At 46.8% G+C, this 20,881-nt stretch carries 17 protein-coding genes; 10 read left to right on the top strand and 7 right to left on the bottom strand.

Features of this window, described 5'->3' with window-relative positions; all coding sequences use genetic code 11:
• Nucleotides 1-128 precede the first annotated feature (128 nt).
• Complete coding sequence (locus ACYVEA_RS05070) at nucleotides 129-2,486, bottom strand: penicillin-binding protein 1A (protein WP_461112247.1); 2,358 nt, start codon at nucleotides 2,484-2,486, stop codon at nucleotides 129-131.
• Nucleotides 2,487-2,587: 101 nt separating this feature from the next.
• Nucleotides 2,588-4,849, bottom strand: coding sequence for a type IX secretion system periplasmic lipoprotein PorW/SprE (gene porW / locus ACYVEA_RS05065; RefSeq protein WP_461112246.1), 2,262 nt, complete (start codon nucleotides 4,847-4,849; stop codon nucleotides 2,588-2,590).
• Nucleotides 4,850-4,965: 116 nt separating this feature from the next.
• Between porW and ACYVEA_RS05060 the strand changes: the two genes are divergently transcribed.
• The 6 genes from ACYVEA_RS05060 (at nucleotide 4,966) to atpH (ending at nucleotide 8,360) form a co-directional block, all read left to right on the top strand.
• Nucleotides 4,966-5,241, top strand: coding sequence for an AtpZ/AtpI family protein (locus tag ACYVEA_RS05060; RefSeq protein ID WP_461112245.1), 276 nt, complete (start codon nucleotides 4,966-4,968; stop codon nucleotides 5,239-5,241).
• A gap of 66 nt (nucleotides 5,242-5,307) precedes the next feature.
• Nucleotides 5,308-5,670, top strand: a complete 363-nt coding sequence (locus ACYVEA_RS05055; protein ID WP_461112244.1) for a hypothetical protein — start codon at nucleotides 5,308-5,310, stop codon at nucleotides 5,668-5,670.
• A gap of 19 nt (nucleotides 5,671-5,689) precedes the next feature.
• On the top strand, nucleotides 5,690-6,811 hold the full coding sequence (atpB, locus tag ACYVEA_RS05050; RefSeq protein WP_461112243.1) for a F0F1 ATP synthase subunit A: 1,122 nt from the start codon (nucleotides 5,690-5,692) through the stop codon (nucleotides 6,809-6,811).
• 83 nt (nucleotides 6,812-6,894) lie between these two features.
• Nucleotides 6,895-7,155: an ATP synthase F0 subunit C gene (gene atpE / locus ACYVEA_RS05045; protein ID WP_093828525.1), complete on the top strand. Its 261-nt coding sequence runs from the start codon at nucleotides 6,895-6,897 to the stop codon at nucleotides 7,153-7,155.
• A gap of 164 nt (nucleotides 7,156-7,319) precedes the next feature.
• Entirely contained in the window at nucleotides 7,320-7,814 is a 495-nt protein-coding gene (locus tag ACYVEA_RS05040) for a F0F1 ATP synthase subunit B (RefSeq protein WP_461112242.1), read from the top strand.
• Between the two features lie 6 nt (nucleotides 7,815-7,820).
• Nucleotides 7,821-8,360, top strand: coding sequence for an ATP synthase F1 subunit delta (gene atpH, locus ACYVEA_RS05035; RefSeq protein WP_461112241.1), 540 nt, complete (start codon nucleotides 7,821-7,823; stop codon nucleotides 8,358-8,360).
• Between the two features lie 145 nt (nucleotides 8,361-8,505).
• Here the strand turns inward: atpH and ACYVEA_RS05030 are convergent, their stop codons facing one another.
• Nucleotides 8,506-8,964: a GNAT family N-acetyltransferase gene (locus ACYVEA_RS05030; protein ID WP_461112240.1), complete on the bottom strand. Its 459-nt coding sequence runs from the start codon at nucleotides 8,962-8,964 to the stop codon at nucleotides 8,506-8,508.
• Nucleotides 8,965-9,160: 196 nt separating this feature from the next.
• Here ACYVEA_RS05030 and ACYVEA_RS05025 point away from each other — a divergent pair, with 196 nt between their 5' ends.
• On the top strand, nucleotides 9,161-10,267 hold the full coding sequence (locus ACYVEA_RS05025) for a DUF6786 family protein (protein WP_461112239.1): 1,107 nt from the start codon (nucleotides 9,161-9,163) through the stop codon (nucleotides 10,265-10,267).
• 50 nt (nucleotides 10,268-10,317) lie between these two features.
• On the opposite strand, the gene ACYVEA_RS05020 is transcribed toward ACYVEA_RS05025, so the two are convergent.
• A complete protein-coding gene (locus ACYVEA_RS05020; RefSeq protein ID WP_461112238.1) occupies nucleotides 10,318-10,968 on the bottom strand; it encodes an oxidoreductase in 651 nt (216 codons plus the stop codon).
• 72 nt (nucleotides 10,969-11,040) lie between these two features.
• Between ACYVEA_RS05020 and ACYVEA_RS05015 the strand changes: the two genes are divergently transcribed.
• On the top strand, nucleotides 11,041-13,530 hold the full coding sequence (locus ACYVEA_RS05015) for a TonB-dependent receptor plug domain-containing protein (RefSeq protein WP_461112236.1): 2,490 nt from the start codon (nucleotides 11,041-11,043) through the stop codon (nucleotides 13,528-13,530).
• Between the two features lie 32 nt (nucleotides 13,531-13,562).
• Here the strand turns inward: ACYVEA_RS05015 and ACYVEA_RS05010 are convergent, their stop codons facing one another.
• The 3 genes from ACYVEA_RS05010 to ACYVEA_RS05000 all read right to left on the bottom strand — a co-directional run bounded on the left by ACYVEA_RS05010 (nucleotide 13,563) and on the right by ACYVEA_RS05000 (nucleotide 17,485).
• Complete coding sequence (locus ACYVEA_RS05010; protein WP_461112234.1) at nucleotides 13,563-15,245, bottom strand: amidohydrolase; 1,683 nt, start codon at nucleotides 15,243-15,245, stop codon at nucleotides 13,563-13,565.
• 147 nt (nucleotides 15,246-15,392) lie between these two features.
• On the bottom strand, nucleotides 15,393-16,823 hold the full coding sequence (locus tag ACYVEA_RS05005; protein ID WP_093828509.1) for a Gfo/Idh/MocA family protein: 1,431 nt from the start codon (nucleotides 16,821-16,823) through the stop codon (nucleotides 15,393-15,395).
• Nucleotides 16,824-16,972: 149 nt separating this feature from the next.
• Nucleotides 16,973-17,485, bottom strand: coding sequence for a GTP cyclohydrolase (locus ACYVEA_RS05000; protein WP_461112233.1), 513 nt, complete (start codon nucleotides 17,483-17,485; stop codon nucleotides 16,973-16,975).
• Nucleotides 17,486-17,681: 196 nt separating this feature from the next.
• Between ACYVEA_RS05000 and ACYVEA_RS04995 the strand changes: the two genes are divergently transcribed.
• Together ACYVEA_RS04995 and ACYVEA_RS04990 are read left to right on the top strand one after the other, a co-directional pair.
• Nucleotides 17,682-18,710, top strand: a complete 1,029-nt coding sequence (locus ACYVEA_RS04995) for an SMP-30/gluconolactonase/LRE family protein (protein ID WP_461112232.1) — start codon at nucleotides 17,682-17,684, stop codon at nucleotides 18,708-18,710.
• A gap of 167 nt (nucleotides 18,711-18,877) precedes the next feature.
• The gene (locus ACYVEA_RS04990; RefSeq protein WP_461112231.1) at nucleotides 18,878-20,857 is read left to right on the top strand and encodes a peptidoglycan D,D-transpeptidase FtsI family protein; all 1,980 of its coding nucleotides are present in this window, start codon (nucleotides 18,878-18,880) and stop codon (nucleotides 20,855-20,857) included.
• Nucleotides 20,858-20,881 lie beyond the last annotated feature (24 nt).

The following is a 20,881-nucleotide window of genomic DNA, read 5'->3' as shown; positions in this document are numbered from 1 at the left end:
AAATGGTCAGCTGATTAGTATGCGGTCGTTACCGATGGTCGGTAATACAAAACAACCTATTCTGTCTAAAGGTTGCTTGATTATTTATGTAAAAAAAGGCCAGCAAGAATGCTGGCCTTTCCCCTGTATTACTGTAAAATTTCTTCTTCGTCTTCGGGTACAACCTTAGGCGGAATATACCGTTGCGAAGAGTCAATATGATAGCCACCACAATCAATTTTGAAGTTATTAGGTTTGCGGAATGGTTCGGGCCGGTAGCTGGTCAGGGTAGGATCTTTGTATATTTTTTGCATATACATGGCCCAGGCAGGCATAGCTTGTCGACCACCTTGCCCTAATTCAATCGTGCGAAAGTGAATAGGACGGTCATCGCCACCTACCCACAGGCCCGAAACCAGGTGCTGCGTCATACCCATGAACCAGGCATCGGAATAGTTCGACGTAGTGCCAGTTTTAGCGGCAATTTCATTACCGCCATCCAGCAATTTGTATTGCGTCCGCAACCGTTGCGCTGTACCGCTTGGTTCTTCAACGGCTCCCCGCATGAGGTGCAACATTTCGTAGGCGCGGTTGGCACTAATAACCTGGTTGGCATCCGGATGGAATTGCTTTAAGACGTTGCCATTTTTGTCTTTAATCTGCCAAATTACCATTGGCCGTACACGCATACCGCCATTCGCGAAAGCACAATAAGCAGCCACCATCTCATAAACCGATACGTCGCCAGTACCCAGGCAGAGTGTTGGGTTATTGGGTAGATCTTTGCTTTCGATTCCCATATCGTGCGCATACTTAATGACCGTTGCGGCACGGGTTTTTTTAATCAACTGAGCGCTTACCGTATTGATGGATTGGCCTAATGCTTCCCGCAAGGATAAACTTCGGAAACTATATTTGCCATTGGAATTTTTTGGCATCCAGGGCGGCCCACCATTATTATCCTCGCCATGGGCAAATACGGTCGGCTGGTCAACAACATGGCTACAGGGTGTCACAAACCCTTGATCCATAGCGGTTAAATAAACAAATGGCTTGAAAGTCGATCCCGGCTGACGTCGACTTTGGCGAACGTGGTCAAACTTCATGTGTTTAAAGTTGATACCGCCAACCCATGCTTTCACATAACCAGAGCGCGGGTCCATCGACATGAAACCGGTGTTGAGTAAACGCTTATAGTATTTAATCGAATCCAGCGAACTCATGGTCGTATCCTTCTCGTTACGTCGGCCGCCATACACGAAAACCTTCATTTTAACAGGTTTGCGCATTTCCTGCCAGATAGCCTTCTCATCGTTGCCGTAAGCTGCCTTCAATTGCTTGTAACGAGTGGTACGCCGAGCAACAGACTCAATAAAGCCTGGAATTTCGACGTATTTCTTTGTTCGTGAATCTTTCTGCACCCATGGATTTCGACCGCGCCAGTGCTCATAGAATTTTTTCTGCTGATCACGCATGTTAGCCATGACGGCCTCTTCAGCATAAGCCTGCATGCGGGAGTCGATAGTCGTGTAAATTTTCAGTCCGCTCGTATACAGGTCTAGTTCAGAACCTGGATTTTCTTCGTTATACTGCTTAATCCACCGTTTGATATCCTCTTTAATCACTGACCGGAAATAAGCCGCCATGCCTGTATTCTGGTTCTCAACGCTGAAGTCCAGTTTTAACGGCTTATTTTTATACGTAATGAATTGATCGTTGGTCAGAAACTTGTACTTTTTCATCTGTCCTAATACTACGTTCCGCCGATCTCTGGTACGTTCCTCAAACAGACGCGGATTATAAAAGGTAGGATTTTTGAGCATCCCAACTAATAATGCCGCTTCTTCCACAGTCAGATTCCAGGGCTCCTTACTGAAGTAGGTTTTTGCTGCCGTCTTGATACCATAGGTGTTGTTGCCGAAAGAAACCGTGTTGAGGTACATCATCATTACCTCCTGTTTGGTATAGTTTCGTTCCAAACGCACGGCTAGAATCCATTCCTTAGTTTTAGCAATAACAAGACTGATGATGGGAATATGCCCTAATATACCCCGAAGTTCTTCCTGCCGCGTATCAAACAGGTTTTTGGCTGTTTGTTGGGTAAGCGTACTACCACCCCCTGAACTTGACGCGTCCTTAAATGTCAGAAAACCACTAACAGCCCGGAAAAGCGATCGAGGGTCAATGCCAGAGTGTTTGATGAAGCGGGCATCTTCGGTAGCTAACAGAGCCGACGTAACGTTGGGCGATACCTGTGAGATTTCAATAGGCGTACGGTTTTCAACGTAATATTTTCCTAACAATTGACTATCAGCCGTGTATACTTCGGAGGCTTCTTCACTTTTTGGGTTTTCCAACGCCTTTAAACTTGGCATGCCGCCAAAGAGCCACAAAAAGTTATAACTCACGGCTACGATATAGAGAACTAACAAGGCAACGCCAAGCAGCGATAATCGCCAGAGATTTCGGATTATGTTCCGGTAAGGACCGGGCGCAAGTTCAAACATTACAGGTGTCTGGGATTATGGTTTCAGCGTATGGTTTTCGGGAGCTAAGACAAGATTTACTGAACATTGTAAACCCAAAACTATACACTGTAAACCCAACTTTATTTTCGTTTTGCCGTCGTTTGGTCGGCTGCAATTTGCATTTCCTTTGCCCTGGACACTAGCTGACTAGCTGGATAATCGCGCACAAAGTCAGCCAGTGCCTGCCGGTATTCATCCACACTTTTGACTTTACCCACCAGCATGACACGTAGCAGTGCTAATTTATCTTCTAATTGCGTGCCTGCTAAACTACTCAGGGCAGTTTCTGCCTGAGCTAGTGCCTCCGTTGACTTATTGTCTTTATAAAGTTCGTAGATGGCAGTGTATGTTTTTTGGGCCTGTGCTTCAGAGGTCGTTGTCGGAGCGGTGGCCGCTAATCGGCCAATCAGGCGGGCATAAGACGAATTTGGATACTCGGCTACCAGTTTGTCTTTCCAGGCAGATGATTTGCTCAACTGTTCATTCGACAGATGGAGGAGATAGTATATTTCTGGCTTCTGGAGCGTATTTGGGTAGCGCGTCAAGAGTTGTTCAAACGTGGGAATGGCATCCGCAGGCTGATTGAGTTGAAATTTATATAGTTTACCTAATTTGTACAGCGCATTTTCAATTCGCTGATTTGCCTGTGCCTGTGCTTCTTTGGTAAACGGAATTCTGGCCATCATGGCATCTTTCCTGGTCTTTTGGCCAGCCACGAGACCGGCTGTTGCGGTCGTTGAAGTGGGTGTATCCAGTTGAGGCTGTAGGGGTGCATTCGGGTTCACTGCATTAGCGGGTGCGCTCCCGTTGATCGGGCTGTTTGCATTGGCTATCGACTCAGAGGCTTCCTTGTTGCTACGTCGCCAGTTGTCTTCAAGAAGACGGTTGCCCCAACGTACTGAAAATTCCTGTCGTCCCTGACTTAAGGCAACAGGATTGTATAGAACCCAACGTTCGGACGGTTGCAGATTAGAATTAGTCGCTCCCGCGACGGAAGCCGGGCCGCCTTTTGACGCCAGTTCTGTAGCTTTTTGAGCAGCAATCGCTTGATCTTTAGCTTCTTTTTCCTGCTGATCAATAACCTTATTCAGTAGTTGGTCGAGTGCAGCCGGGTCCATTTGTGCCAGATGTAGCAGACTATCATTGGTTTGGACGGTAGTTTTATACTGAACAAATTCATCCAGTGTATTTTTTCGATTTAGCAACGCTGCATATTCAGACGATTGCCTAGGAAGCAGTGTGAGCGCACTATCGTAATATACTTTTGCTTTTGAATAGTCAGCTTTCTTTTCAAAATACAACTTCCCTATTTCCAGATACGTATAAGGCACTTGCTCTTTGTTTACGCCCGCTGCCTGAATAGACTGGCTATAGTATTTGATCGCCTGATCGATCCGACCGCTACGGGCTTCGAGCAGACCCATTGTAAAATAGATCTTATCTTTCAGGTCGGTATTCTTACGGTCGTTCAGCATGTCGTTAAACGTTTCTGCTGATTGCGCTATTTTCTTTTGATCACCCGTCAAGCCATTACTTTGAATGGCATATAGGTTCGCATAAAAAGATAGATCATAAGTAGGTTGCGACTTTAATACCTGGCGGTAATGATCAACCGCTTTTGCTGGCTGACCTATCAGATCATAAAGCTGGCCGGCAATTAAGTGTAATCGGGCAGTCGCTTCATTCTTGTTCAGGGCCGGGAAGGTAGCCTCTAAAATACCAACGGCCGTTATATATTCACCCTGACGTTCATGAAGATAAGCTTTCGTTAAATAAAAATCCCGTGTATTATTCTTGTCCAACGGTTGTGTACGCAGGTATTCCGCTACGTTCAATGCGTTCGTAAAATCGCTCGCTTCAACGTAAGCCCGCATCAAACCCACTAACGCTGTGTGTTTGTCGTTTTCGTCGGTGCCCTTTGTATTGACGTATTTGAAGACCTCAATCGCATTCGGCAAATCCTGCTTTAGCAACCTCGCCCGGCCAATAAGAATATAGGCATTGTCGAGCCACTTACTGTTCTGATGGCGCTCAGGAATAAGGGATGCTTTTTTAATGGCATCATCTAACTGAGGCTTTACCGATTGAATGCGCATTGAATCAATTGGTAATAAAATGGGTAGTAGATGACTGTAGTTTTCCTGCCTGGTTTTAAACAGTGTCTGCTCGGCAAGATCAATCTGGTCACGGGCAATCACATACGCATTAAAATGTGCATTTAGATTGTGGTAGCCTTTGCTGATTGGTTTAGTGCTGTATTGAGAACAAGAAACCAGTCCGCCGGTCAGTGAAACAAGGACCGTAAGCAACAGGAACAGATGGTTACGTAAATTGCGGGACATTCGGAAATAACGCGTGGTCACTCGTACTAAAACGTTCAGAGCCGGTTTGACGATATGGAACGTAAGGCCAAATTAACGAATTTTGCCCCACATATTGCATTTTGCTTTCTAATTCTATGGAGAACGACCCTGAACAAGCCAATCAGAACGTCCCGAACAAGCCAGTTCGGAACAATGATCCCATCAAGAAGGCAACCGAAAAAAGTACGTCGTTTGTCCAGTTCAGTGGTATTGCCTTTCAGATGCTCGGCACGATTGGTTTAGGCGTGTGGGTAGGCATGAAGTTAGACCAATGGCAAAATAATCATCGGCCTATCTGGACTATTGTTTTGTCCTTAACGGCAATAGGAGCATCGCTTTATCTATTCATCCGCCAGCTTACGAAAAAATAAGTAATTAAAGCTGCTACTCTAACCTATTGATTTTTAAGGGGTCACTATTCCTTAAAGCCAGTACTTATGCTTCGTATATTCGTATTTACCATCATATTAACAATTGTATTTTTCATAGCCGAACAATATTTTGTTGCGCCCTGGATACACCCCAGCTGGAAGATGCTCTTAATCTTCTTTTTTAGTGTCTCATTTCTGACTCAACGGTTGGTAGAGACTGGTTTACAGGCCAATCGAGAACGATTGGTTCCACTCTACCTGGCCGCAACCGTCGCCCGGCTGATTCTGGGATTGGCCTTCATTGGTTTTTTTCTGTTTCAACACATTGACCATCGCCGAGTCTTTGTTTTGGACTTTCTTGTACTATATATATTCTATACAGGTTTTGAGATTTGGGGCGTTACTCGTAACTTGCGACGCGATTCGTAAAAAGGATCTGTCACATCATATGATGCGTTCTTCAATTAATAAGTTTTTGTTGATAACGGCTCTCATTTTGAGTTCGTTAGTTGGTGCACAGGCGCAGGAGCATACTCACGAAGGTGAAACGCCAGCTAAGCAGGAAGGCGAGGCACATGCTGAAAAGGGAAAATTTAATGTGGGCGATATGATCATGCACCACATTAAAGATGATCACGGTTGGGAGCTTGCACACGGCTTTACCATTCCGCTGCCCGTAATTCTTTACTCGAAAGATCGGGGACTTGAAGTGTTCGCGTCATCACGACTAGCTCACGAACAGGTTTACAACGGGTATAAGAATGAACACGGTAAAATTCACCGCGTTACGGAAGCCGGCGTTGTTGACCATGAAGCTAAGTTCTACAACTTTTCTATCACGAAGAACGTAGCGTCGCTGTTGTTAAGTGCCCTTATTATGTTGCTGCTGTTTCCGGCCGTTAGCCGCGGATATGCCAGAAACAAGGGCAAGGCACCATCAGGTATACAGTCGTTGCTGGAGCCAATAATCCTGTTCGTCCGCGACGAGATTGCCAAGCCGAGTATTGGCCCTAAATACACGAAGTTCCTGCCGTATTTATTAACCCTGTTCTTCTTCATTCTGGTCAATAACCTGCTGGGCTTATTGCCAGGCGCAGCCAATCTGACGGGGAATATTACAGTCACCCTGGTGCTGGCTGTTATTACGTTCCTGATTGTCACGTTCAGCGGGAATAAGCATTACTGGTTACACATTCTGAAACCAACGGGAGTTCCAATTGCCTTGCTTCCAATTATGGTTCCGGTTGAGATTGTAGGCGTTTTCATGAAGCCCTTATCGCTCATGATTCGATTATTCGCCAACATCACGGCTGGTCACATTATTATTTTGAGTTTGCTGGGCCTTATTTTCATGGCCAACCACATGGGTGGTATGACAACCAGTATCGCTATTAGCCCGGTTGTTCTGTTTTTTACCCTGTTTCTTAATCTAATCGAATTGCTGGTGGCCTTTCTTCAGGCGTTCATCTTCACTCTGCTCACGGCTATGTATATCGGTAGCGCAGTAGAAGATCATCATGAAGCTGATCACGGTATTGGCTACGAAGGTACTACGTCAGAATTAGGTTAATCGTTATCTATCAACTGAAGTTAATGAGTTGATGGTATTTAAGTTGCAATCTTTTGTTTCACTAATAAATCTGTTTGAGTTTTATGTTCGCAATGTTGTTTTCCCTGCTGTTAGAAGCGTCTGGTAGTGTTTCAGTTATGGGTGCCGCTATCGGCGCTGGCCTGGCCGCTATTGGTGCTGGTTTGGGTATTGGTAAAATTGGTGGTAGTGCTATGGAAGGTATTGCCCGTCAGCCAGAAGCGGCTGGTCGTATCCAGACTGCCATGCTGATCATCGCGGCTCTGATTGAGGCCGTTGCTCTGTTCGCAGCTGTTATTTGTCTGCTGGTCGCTACAGCGGCTTAAACAGACGCTAAGTTTGAGTAGGCTGGTTGCATTAGGTGCTGGCGTCACTACTCACCCGTTTCCCGGAAAACGCTCGCCCATTTGGGGTTGCCGATGGGCGAGCGTTTCCTAACAAAAGATTGATACGTATTCTATTAACACTGACTTCTCCATAATTCAAACTCATGGATTTACTTACTCCCGATCTTGGCTTATTATTCTGGCAGGTGGTGGTATTCCTCGGCCTGTTTCTGATTCTTCGCGCTTTTGCCTGGAAACCCATCACAGAAAGTCTGAACGAACGCGAAAATAACATTCAAAGTGCTCTTGATCTGGCCGAAAAGACTCGTCTGGAAATGACAGCGTTAAAGGCTGATAACGAAAAATTACTGGCTCAGGCGCGTTCTGAGCGTGAAGCTATTCTACGTGGAGCCAAAGAAACTGCCGATAAAATGCTGGCCGATTCGCGCGAAAAGGCTGAATCGGAAGGCAAACGCATTCTGGAGCAGGCTCGCGAGTCGATGCAGAACGAACGGCAGGCATTAGTCGCTCAGATGAAAAAAGAAGTCGTTACACTCTCACTGGATATTGCTGAGAAAGTTCTTCGAAAGGAACTTAGTGATAAATCCGCCCAGGAGAAACTGGTAACGGATCTGGTATCCAATTCACGCTTAAACTAACCGATTATGGCTGTTGCTACAGTTGCTGCTCGCTATGCTAAGTCGTTGTTAGACCTGGCGCAGGAAAAAGGCCTGACCGAGACAATGTATAAAGACATGGTATTCTTTAAAAATACAGTGGACCAAAGCCGTCCTCTGTTACTAATGTTAAAGAATCCAATAGTTCGTGCTGAGAAGAAAAACGCTGTTATAAAAGCAATTTTTAGCAGTCGGTTTAATCCAATGACGATGGCGTTTTTTCAGATCATTGCGAATAAAAACCGGGAAGGCATTATGGATTCCGTTGCGGCTGAATTCATCAATCAATATAATTCCCTGAGAAGTATCGAACGGGCAACCATTATTACTACGGTGCCGCTGACAGAGGCTTTACGTGAGAAATTTACGGCAATTGTTTTGCAAAAAACGGGCGGTAAAACTGTTGAGTTAGAGGAAAAAATAGATTCCAGGCTTATTGGTGGTTATGTGTTACGTCTGGGCGATCAACAGATTGATGGTTCTATTCGTAATCAATTAAACGAGCTACGCTTGAAATTTTTGAACTAGCACGTTGGATAGATACTATTCGACCGAATGGGCCGCTTTTTTTAGAGCGGCCTATTTTTTTTAGGCCATATTTTACCGATAAGCCAAGCTATTCCTTGATACGTATCATTCCGATGGGGCTGATTTATCAACTGCTGGCAACGTACTAAAGAAGCGTTTTAACTAATTTAAGGTGAGTGCTTTTAAAGTTTTCCCGCTCATAAAACCGGATCGTGTCAATACGTTTCTGATTGGTCGTTACTTCAATGTTCACGAAGCCTTCCTGATGAGCCAATGCTTCGAGGGCTGCTACTAATTTATGGCCAATTTGCTGATTACGAACGTCAGAGCGGACAAACAATTCCTGAATTTCGCCGACTTTACCACCGTGATGCAATAAGTATTGAACATGACAACTCACAAATCCAACAAGCTCACCCTCTTGTTCAGCCACTAAATAATGGATCAATGGATTGGCTAGATTAAGGAGGAAAACGCTTCTAAAAGCAATCAAATCTAGTGTTTCGTCTTCCAGTATACACAAAAAATCATAGATGGTCGGTAGATCGCCTGTAGTAGCGGCTCGTATCTGGAGGGTATCTGAAAAAGTAGATTGAGAGGCCACAGTGATTTAGAGGACGTAGGTTCTATTAACTAAGATGGAGCGTTCAAGTTCGTCATTTTCCGGGTTCACTTAAATTTGTATGCATAAAATCATTGTGTTTGCTATGCTTGGTTTAGGCTTTTCCTGTTCGAGCCGAAAATCTGCAACGGATGGCGAAAAAACTGATAATAGAGATTCTGTATCTCAATCTACCACTATGAATACGTATGATCAGGATCGGCAGTTTTTACGGCAGCACCATCCCGATTTAGTTGAATTAAAAAGTAGCAATACCCGAGCGCTGATTTGTCCAGCTTATCAGGGGCGGGTAATGACAAGCAGTGCCGACGGGCAGTCTAGCTATGGTTGGATCAATTATGACTTGATACGTTCCCGTAAAACGCTCCCGCACATGAATGCCTTTGGGGGAGAAGATCGCTTCTGGCTGGGACCAGAAGGTGGCCAATATGCGTTATTTTTTAAAAAAGGAGATCCTTTTGATGCAGAGCATTGGCAAACACCTGCCGCCATCGATTCGGAACCGTTCACAATTACCGATACTACCAATACAACTGCTACGTTTGCCCGTAGGGTATCGTTGACAAATTACGCGGGTACTCAGTTTGATATTGGTATTGAGCGGACAATTAAACTTTTATCCAGTTCCGAAATAAGTCATCAGCTAAACATGCCTGTCGATTCCCTCAACGTAGTTGGTATTCAGTCGGACAATACGATTACAAACCTCGGGAAACTACCTTGGACGGCACAAACCGGAATGCCATGTGTGTGGATTCTGGGAATGATGAACGCGTCGCCCGAAGCGACTATTATTATCCCTTTTCGGTCAGGGGAAGGGAAACCTATTAATGATACGTATTTTGGCAAAGTCCCGGCTGAGCGACTTCGTGTTGGCAAAACCGCTGCCTTTTTTAAGGCCGATGCAAAGTACCGTAGTAAAATAGGTGTGTCGCCTGCACGTGTCACAAACTGGATTGGTAGCTATGACCCCATGATCCAAACGTTAACGTTGGTGACCTATGACTTTAATCCGAACGACCGGGTATACGTTAATTCGGCCTGGGAACACCAAAAAGAACCCTATGCAGGTGATGTGATAAATGCGTACAACGACGGCCCTATGAAGCCCGGCCAGCCGCAGATGGGTCAATTTTATGAGTTGGAATCGTCGTCGCCAGCGGCTAACCTGGCTCCCGGTGCCAAACGCCAGCATCGACATACGACCTTTCATGTCCAGGGATCGGAACAAAGCTTAAATAAAATAGCGAAAAAGTTATTACTTACTGATCTTTCACAGTTATAATAAACGGCTTGATTGCGTACCCCGGCTTCCTGTTGGCTACGAGTCAAGTCCTAGAATTCCTGTAACACATCGGACTCAAATATGTGTTTGCCGGTTAGCTCCTGTTGCATGGTTAATAGCATCGCATTGGCGACTTTATCGGCATCAATACCTTTATATTTAGCCGGGATTAACGGGCTGAAAAGCCGCATGGCGCCCGACGCAATACGTTCAGTGAACCGATTTTCGGACCGGTCGCCGAAGAGGAGTGAAGGTCGAAAAATGAGTAGTGTAGGGTAATTCAATGCAGCTAAGTCACGCTCAACGTCGCCTTTAACTCGATTATAGAAAATAGAGGATGCTGGATTGGCACCCATTGCCGTAACGATGGCAAATTGCTGGGCACCGTTAGTCAACCCAAGCTGCCCAATCTCCATCGGATATTGGTAATCAACCTTACGAAAATTCTCTTTTGAACCCGCTTTTTTTATCGTTGTGCCAAGGCAACAGAATACGTCATCGGCCTGAGTGAGCAAGCCATTTGGATGATCAAAATCGAACTGAACTTCTTGTAAACGAGGATGCTGCCAGCTCAGTGACTTGCGAACTAATACTTTTACGTTGGAGTAGATCGGAGAGTCGACAAGACGATGGGTAAGCAAGTTGCCAATGAGACCAGAGGCACCGAGTACTAACGCAGTCTTATGAGCGGGAGTAATCATGGTAAAGAAGGATTTCTGCTAAATTAGTCACTTCGTTACCATAGGAAGACACTAAACCTTGAATTCTATTCTATGCGGGCTACTTTTTCTCATTACGCAGGGACGTTTATCGTTCTTATGGCTGCGTTATTGATTGCATTTCGTGGCCATGAAGACGATTTTATTAAACGGTTGGTCGATCAGTTTAGGGCTTATAATCGAGAACGACCTACCGAAAAAGTGTACGTACATACGGACCGTGATGCGTATCTGATTGGTGAAACGGTCTGGTTAAAAGGCTATGTTTTTAATGGGCTTACGCATGAAGCCGATACGGTAAGCCGAGTGTTGTACATAGATTTAGTAGATCCCGTTGCCAAAAGAGTGCGATTACGGGAGCAACTCCGGGCGACATTGAGTTATGCGCCCGGCCAGCTCCTTTTGCCCGATTCATTACCCGCCGGAACGTATCAGCTTCGAGCTTATACGAACTTCATGCGCAACTATCCTGATGCTTATTTCTTCTCTAAAACGCTAACTATTTTACCTTCGGATGAGAAAAGTGCTGCCGGTAGCACTACACTCCGGCAGAATGGTCAACCTGATGTGCAGTTTTTGCCGGAAGGGGGACAATTGATCGCCGGAATTGAGAATCGCGTTGCCTTTAAGGCCGTTAATGCGTCGGGGCGGAGCGTAGCTGTAGAAGGGTTTATCCTGGATGCAAAAAAAGATACGGTTATTGGGTTTTCCAGTACGTTCCTGGGAATGGGTTATCTTACATTCAAGCCCGAAGCGGGACAATTCTATACAGCGTTTGTTCAGTTTAATGATGGTACCCGAAGCGCCTATCCACTACCACCCACGAAGGCGCAGGGCGTAGTGATGCAGGTTGATAACTTGAGCCATAAAGACAACATCAAGGTGTATCTGCGCCATAATAAAAACACGGCTGATACAACTGCTAAAATGACGCTGGTAGCCCAAACACGCGGCCAGATTGTGCAGGTAGCTATTATTCCCTTGTCTAAAAAGGCGTCCTTAATCCAATTACCCAGGGCGCAATTTCCTGAAGGTATCGCGCAACTTACTTTATTTGATGAAACGCATATTCCTGTTGGCGAACGACTTGTCTTTGTTGATAAAAGTGAGCAGATCAACATTGGCTTAGTGACCAGCAAAACGAGTTACAAAAATCGGGAACAGGTTGATCTGACAATTAAGACAACCGATGCCAGTGGTAAACCCGTTGCGGCTAATCTTTCGGTGGCAATTGTAGACGATCGGCTTGCTCCCGAAGCTGATTCCAACGGAGCAACCATAGTATCGCACCTGTTACTGGCTTCCGATTTAACGGGTGCGATTGAGCAGCCAGATTATTACTTTAATCCAGTTTATAAAGATCGCTGGATGCAACTTGACCTGTTGCTGATGACGCAGGGATGGCGACGATTTGCCTGGACCGACGTACTGTCCGGAACGATTCCACCCATCAAATACCCAATTGAACGGGGACTGTCGCTGACAGGACGGGTTGTTCGACCGAATCAGAAAGATATTGGTGGCAAAGTGAACTTAACATTCATGATGCTCAACCGTGACAGTACAAGAAGTTTTCTATCGGGCCAAACGGATGAAGCGGGTTATTATGGCGCCTACGACCTTGATTTTACCGATACCACGTCTTTACTGATCAATGGCATAAAGGGTAGTGCCAATCGTAACCTGGTCATAACCCTCGATCAGTTGCTTATGCCAACGGTGACAATTACTCGCGTACCTTATAATCCACTCGAATTTCGACGCGATGAACTGGCCGAGTTCATGAAACGAGCCAAAGAATACCAGGAAATCGAGCGACAGATTCGATGCAACGGTGAGGTATTACTGCAATCAGTAACGGTGAAGGCTAAAAAATATAAGGAGCCTGACTCGCGAACTATTTATGGTACTCCCGATGCATCGGTTAAGTTTGACCAACTGAATACATCCGGGCGGCAAACGATTCTGGACGTGATTCAGGGCCGTATTGCGGGTGTTCAGGTGACCGGTTCAGGCTTTAATGCACAGGTGCAGATACGTGGTGCCGCTAATTTCAGTGGGCCCATCGCACCCCTGTTTCTATTGGATGGCATGCCTATGGACTTGCAGGCGATCCTGGGAATTTCAGTACAGGACGTTGATCGGGTCGATGTACTAAAAGGCGCATCTGCTGCTATTTATGGCTCACGAGGGAGTGGCGGGGTTATTTCAATTCTGACCAAACGGGGAGGGGCTAATTATGATTTCACAAAAGAAGTTGCGCCTGGTATGTTGGTGGCTAAACTACCGGGCTATGCTCCAGTACGTGAGTTTTACGCACCACGCTATGATGTCAAAAAGCCAGAGCATACCGGAACGCCGGACCGTCGCCCCGACTTCCGCACTACGTTATTTTGGGCGCCTATGATTCAAACCAGTGCCGACGGCCAGGCAACGGTATCCTTTTTTACGTCCGATGCTAACACTACTCTTCGACTACGGGCCGAGGGCACAACCACGGGCGGCATGCCCGGCGTAGGACGGGGAATAGTGCGGGTAGAATAATCTCATCACCGGGTTAAAACCCGGTGATGAGATTATTTCCCTTTCATCTCGGCCTGTTTTGTCAATTCAGCCCGTTGGTCGTCACGTAGCGTTGGGTATTTAATGCCAAGTTGTTCCAGGTACGTCTTGTACTTCGTTGGATCGTAATAAAACTTCTCCAGCTTGGGCTTGAATTCGGCCATTATCTTCTTGTTCAGGTAAACCGCCGGAAGTTCTTTCTTCGAAATCAAGGGGGTGTATTTTGTGTCTTTCGTTTGCTCGTCGTTAAAATACGCCTTTGCTTCATGAATTATTTCGGGTTTTAACAGCATGTCCAGCAACGTCATGGCTTCGACTTTTGCACCCGCCACAACACCTTTGTGAGCGATGGGCGTGGCCATCGAAATCGCATCCGACCAGTGGTGACCCGGCAAGCCCGGAATGTTTGAGGGATAGAGCAGCACAACCGTTGGCACGACCCACGATATGTCGGATATATCGTCGGAACCGCCGGTCAGCGGCACCATGGATTGCCCACCCATCATAACCGTGGGAGCCGTCGGAACAGGGGTGCCAATGGTATCTAATTTTATGGCTAGCCCTTCTCGTTTAGGCGATTGTAGTTCTTTCTGGGTAGCCTTCGCCAGCATCTGATCTTCAGTAGACCAGGTGGGCAAGCCAATTTGCTTGATGTTGTCGTACATCACCGAAGCTATCGGTTTGTTAAAATGGCCCGGCCAGGCCGATCCCAGAATTTCGTACGTGAATTTTGTGTCGGTCATTAAAGCTGCTCCTTCGGCTACCTTAATGCCGGTTTCAAAGAGTTTTACGATTTTGGGATACGACCGTTCCCGGAAGTAATACCAAACCGACGCTTTCGAGGGGACTACGTTCGGTTGGTCGCCCCCGTCCGAAACCACATAGTGCGAGCGTTGGGTTAATTCGAGATGTTCGCGCCGGTAATTCCAGCCGACATTCATTAACTCAACGGCATCGAGCGCACTACGTCCGCGCCAGGGGGCGGCTGCTGCGTGAGCGGCCTGGCCTTCAAACGAGAACTTGGCCGAGATCATACCATTGTAACCCGCATCGCCATAGGAGACACTGAGATTATCGGCTACGTGAGTGAAAATACAGGCGTCCACATCTTTGAAATAGCCATCCCGAACGTAAAACGCCTTAGTGCCAAGCAGCTCTTCAGCTACGCCCGGCCAGAGCATCAACGTACCGGATAACTTATTTTTCTCCATAAGCTGTTTTACGGATAGAGCCGCCACAATGTTAAGTGCCTGCCCTGAATTGTGGCCTTCACCGTGGCCCGGAGCGCCTTCTACGATCGGGTCTTTATAGGCCACACCGGGTTTCTGACTGGCTTTAGGAATGCAGTCTATATCGGAGCCAATGGCAATGACAGGCTTCCCTGATCCCCACGTAGCAATCCAGGCGGTAGGCACTCCGGCAATGCCTTTCTGGATAGTAAAGCCTTCTTTCTCCAGTAACGTAGTCAAGTATTTAAACGACTCTTCCTCCTGGAAACCAAGTTCAGCAAAACTAAACAGCATATCATTGATCTGTTGCGCCTGATCTTTCCGTTGCTCCACGGCCTTGATGGCTTCCTGCTTCAACTGATCAAGCTTACCTGACTGTTTTTTTGCAGACTTTGCCTCTTTGCCCTGCGCTAATAATAAAGCAGGCATAAGAAATAATATAAGGAGAAGATATGTGTAGTATTTCATGGAAAATATGAAATTTAATTCTGATATACTGGTTTTAACCGGTATAAATATATCGTATAATCTGAATAACTTATAATAAATAAAAAGAGAGCCAGAACCAATTTATGGTCTGACTCTCTTTTTTGATAATACCTACCAGGGTTGTTGCTACGTTGTCGTCATGATTTTCATGTTGATTGGATCCCAGCTATATGGTTTTTTCTGGAAATAGCTCAGGTTCCCACACTGCGTCGGCCCGCAGGCACGCAGACCGAACGTAGCATCTTCTACGTTTGGCGTGTTCTGACGGATCGAACTGAAGAAATTGACAAAGTGCTCATACCGGTCGCCTTTGTACTCTTTTGGAAACGAATATTTAAACTCCTTTGGACCATCGAGTTCAGGATGTGGTGGATACAGTTTGTTGTATTCTGCAATGAATAATTCCTTCTGGTCTTTTGGGAAATTGTCAATCGACATGCCCGGTGCTTTCGGAAATTTATTCCGATGTACGGTCAGGCTATCAAAGCCGAGCGACAGGTCGCCTTCTGTACCTACAATCCGCACCAGATAATTGCCACCGCCACCATCAACAAAGTTAGACCGGGTTGTCAGGTTAAACTCCGGGTGCTCGGCTGTTTTCGGATAATCGTAGATACTGAGTTGAATATCAGGAACATCACGGCCATCTTTCCAATAGCGGGTACCGCCGGTTGAATACACACGCGTCGGTCCTTTTGAGCCGGTAATGCAGTGAAGCGATGTAAGCAGGTGAACATATAGATCACCGGCGATGCCGGTTCCATAATCCCGGTAATTCCGCCACCGGAAAAAGCGGAGTGGGTCCCAGGGGCGTTTGGGTGCACTGCCCAGATACGTATCCCAGTCGACCGTTTGCGGAGAAGCATCGGGTGGAATCGAATATTGCCAGGCGCCCATCGCACTATGGCGGTCGTAGATGGCTTCGGCAAAGACAAGCTCGCCAATGTCGCCTGCTTTCAGCAGTTCACGCGCTTTGGCAATCAGAAGCGAGCTGGCAAACTGGCTACCTACCTGAAAAACTTTGCCGGTTTCTTTGGCTACTTTAATAAGCGTATGACCATCTTCAACTTTCTGAACCATAGGCTTTTCGCAGTATACGTGCTTGCCTTTGTGCATCGCATCCGACGAAATTTTTTCGTGCCAGTGGTCGGTCGTGCCGTTGATAATCGCGTCGACATCGGAGCGCTCCAGAATCTCCCGATAATCTTTCGTAACCGGAAGCTGATCGCCCCAAAGCTCTTTAGCCCGACGTAGCCGTCCGTCATACAAATCGCAGGCAGCTACCATTTCAACACCATTGACCATCAGTGCCGTTTGTGTATCACCGATACCCATGCCGCCCGTACCAATCAGGGCGATACGTACCTTATCGTTGGCGGCCGTGCTGCTGTGGCTTTTAACCAGATTCAGGTATTGGGGCAGAGGAGAACTGGTTTCGGCAAGTGCCGCTGGCGCTGCGGCAGCGGCTGTACCGGCAATGCCAAGCGTCTTCAGAAACGTCCGCCGGGAATTTGTGGCGTTGTTCTCCGACGAACCCGCCTGTTTGTTGTCGTTCATGGAAAGAGTTTAATTGGGAATTGGGAAAATCCAGCTAAAAATAAGCTAAAATTCAGAGAAATGAGGTGCTATATACCCTAGAAATACTTGGGTTATCTGGTAATCAAACTTTTGACAAAGTTCCAAACTTTGTCAAAGGGTAAGGAGCTTTATAGTTTTGTGGGTTTAATACCAACGACATTAATTCCATGTTGAGTAAGCGTTTCAATTTTGTTAATATTATTGGTCAGCATACGTACTGATTTAACGCCAATTTCGTGCAGGATGTCAGCGGCTTGTGTGTAATCTCTCGCATCCCGCTTAAAGCCCACGGCTTCGTAAGCTTCGGCTTGTGCTACACCCTTCCGTTTATATTCAACGCTTTTTAAGAGAGCGAAATGACCATTGCCTTTGCCCTCCTGCTCTAACCAGATAATAATTCCTTTGCCTGCCTCCTGAATGAGCTGTTGAGAAATTTCCATTTGTTCCCGGCAATCGCACTCGATGCTGTTGAAGTGATGGCCAAAAATGCAGGAAGAATGCACGCGGCATAGTACATCTTCTTCTCCGGCCACATCGCCCATAATTAAGGCAAACGATTCTTTTTGCCCATTGTAAAAGAGAATTTCATGGTACTCTCCAAATTTAGTTTTGAGGTTTCCCTCAGCCATTTTAACGATCATAGTACGTTATTTTTTAGTAGTGAAGGCTGATTGTTGGACGTAGCGCACAAACCAACACGAATATAATTTACCCTGAACGTGATTCCCATGTCCACTTTTCGAGCGGTAGGTCAGGTTTCGCGAAATGGCTAAGGTAAATTCCTGACGATCTTACTTTTTGTTCCTGAAAGTTGGTTGAACCCGTAAACCCAAACCTATGAAAACGAAATCTATTTTGCTGGCTGGTTGGCTAGTTATAATACTTGCGTCAGCCGTAGCTCAAACGACGAATTATCCGACCATTGGGCAGGTGGTTCGGGCCGACCCGCGACTGGATAAACTTATTCCCAGGGATGCCAAAATCGAAGTTCTGGCCAGCGGATTTACCTGGTCCGAAGGACCAATCTGGATTAAGTCGGGTAACTATTTACTTTTCTCCGACGTACCGGAAAACACAATTTTCAAGTGGACGGAAAAAGAAGGCGCCAAGCCGTTTTTGACACCATCAGGCTATACCGGCCTGGGTGAATATGGGGGTGAACGCGGCTCCAATGGCCTGACGATCGACACGAAGGGGCGGCTTATTTCCTGCGAGCATGGCGACAAGCGCGTAACCGCCATGCCTCTGGACGGCAGTGGTGGTAAGCGCACCCTGGCCGATAACTACAATGGCAAGCGTTTTTGTAGCCCAAACGACGTAGTGGCCCATTCGAATGGCAGCTATTACTTCACCGATCCGCCGTATGGGATGCGGAAGGGTGAAAATGACCCAGATCGCGAAACAGACGGCTATGGAGTATATCGCATTGCCCCCGAACGTAACGGAATCCCTGGACAAGTATCGATCGTTGTGAGTGACCTGACCCGACCCAATGGCGTAGCCCTCTCGCCCGATGAGAAAATACTTTATGTCGCCCAATCGGACCCGAAGAATCCGGTCATAATGGCCTATCCCCTGCAGGCCGACGGATCAGTAGGAAAGGGACGTATCGTATTTGGACCCGATGCCATGAAGAAGCAGGGATTTGAGGGAGGTTTTGACGGCATGAAGACTGACCGTGACGGTAATTTATGGGTAACCGGTGCCAATGGTGTACTGGTCTTAACGGCCGCCGGGGAGTTTCTTGGCCATATCAAAGTTGGTAATTCGACGGCCAACTGTGCCTGGGGCGACGATGGCTCTACACTTTACATCACCGCCGACATGTATCTCTGCCGAATCAGGACAACGGCTAAAGGATGGTGATATTTAAGGATGAATTATGAATGATAAATGATATGCGAATAGGATAAAACAGATACGAACTATCATCCATAATTTATCATTCATAATTCATCACTACTACGTTAGTTCGTCGTTATTAGACTAACTTTGTAGAGAGTGCATCGCTTGAATTTAAGGAATTTATTCTCATGTTGGAGAATCGTAAGTGGGTCATTATCGGAGTTTTCTGCATAGTTGGCCTTTTGTATCTGGCCCGGTTGTTCTATTTACAGGTACTGGATGATACCTATTCATTAGGAGCATCGAAGAACTCGATTAAGCGGGTAATTGAAATTCCGTATCGCGGTCAGATATACGATCGGAACAACAAACTTCTCGTTGACAACACGCCTGTTTACGACCTATACGTAACACCCAAACAGGCCCGAATTTCGGATACGCTGGCGTTCTGCCGGTTGATGAACCTGACTAAATCCGACTTTGATAGCATCATGGGTCTGGCTAAAAACTATTCGTTAGTGAAGCCATCGCTGTTCATGCGCCGACTATCGAAAGAGGATTTTGCCCGGATTCAGGATGCGCTGGTCGACTTCCGGGGTTTCAAGCCGATGATCAGTTCGGTACGTTCATATCCCGGTCATACGCTGGCCAATGCGTTAGGTTATATTAGTGAAATCAGCCGTAAAAAACTCGATGATCAGGAATACCCTTACTACCGACAGGGCGATTATATAGGACAGAACGGACTGGAAGAGCAATACGAAGAACAATTGCGGGGTCGGCGGGGCGTCAAATTTATCATGCAGAACGTACACGGTGTCAATAAGGGGTCGTGGAAGGATGGTGCTTTCGATACGTTGGCCGTTGCCGGTAAAAATCTCATAACAGGTATCGACTCTGATTTACAGCGGTTTGCGGATAGCCTGATGCAACACAAAGTAGGCGCCATTGTCGCCGTTGATCCTGCTACGGGCGAAATCCTGGCATCCGTGTCAGCGCCAACGTACGATCCGAGTCTGCTATCGACCCGCGTCTTCTCTAAAAATTATCGGGAGTTAATAAAAAATCCTTACAAGCCGCTCATTAACCGGCCCATCATGGCGAGCTATCGGCCCGGCTCGACCTTTAAACTGATTCAGGCCCTGGTCGCGCAACAGGATGGTACGTTACTGCCGCAAACAGTATACGGCCACACAGGTTCGCCCATGCGGTGTCACTGCCGGGGGGGGAATGATCTGCGCGGGGCAATTGGTAATTCCTGCAACCCGTATTTCTACCAGGTATTTCGAAAAATGCTGTACAACAACGCCGAAAAAAATACTTTCAAGGCATCGGCGGTGGGATTAGCAAAGTGGCACGAGCGGGTTGAAAAATTTGGCATCGGACAGCGGCTTGGCGTCGATCTGCCGAGTGAATTACGCGGTAATTTGCCCGACGTACCGTATTACGACAAGATGTATCACGGCGCAAATCGCTGGAAATTTTCCTATGTCTCTTCGCTCAGTATCGGCGAGGGTGAGCTGCTGATCAGTCCCTTAAAACTGGTCAATCTGGCAGCTTCTATCGCCAATCGTGGGTGGTTCATTACACCTCACTACATAAAAGGTTTCGGTAAGGCAGGGGAGAACGTCCCGGCAGAATACCTGGAACGGCACGACACTGGTGTTGAGCGTCAATATTTCCTGCCGGTTATCGACGGAATGCGTCGGGCCGTAATAAGCGGTAGTGCAAAGTCGGCTAATATTTATGGCATTGACATGTGCGGCAAAACCGGTACGTCGCAGAACGCTAAGTACGGGCATAAATTTGATCACTCTATTTTTGTTGGCTTCGCGCCCATGAACGACCCCAAAATTGCCGTCGTCGCGTTCGTTGAAAATGCCGGGTGGGGTGGCGATGTGGCCGCACCAATTGCCGCTTTAGTTGCCGAGCGTTTTATCAAAGGAAAAACGGAGTCCAAACATTTAGCCGCCCGGCTTATGGCGGCCAGCTATCTGCCGCCAATTGCTGGCGTACCAGCCCCTCGAAAGGCCGTGCCGATGAAAAAAGATACAACTCGCTACCTGGATACCACAAGAATACCAACGCCTAAGGCAATCGCGCCTAAACCACTTATGACCGCTAACCAACGCCAGAGCACTCCAGTGGCGGGTGCAGGCGGTATTTAATCTTCGTTTATCCGATTTTGACAT

This window comes from Spirosoma jeollabukense, from assembly GCF_054777855.1.
This window is presented reverse-complemented; position numbering and strand designations above follow the sequence as displayed.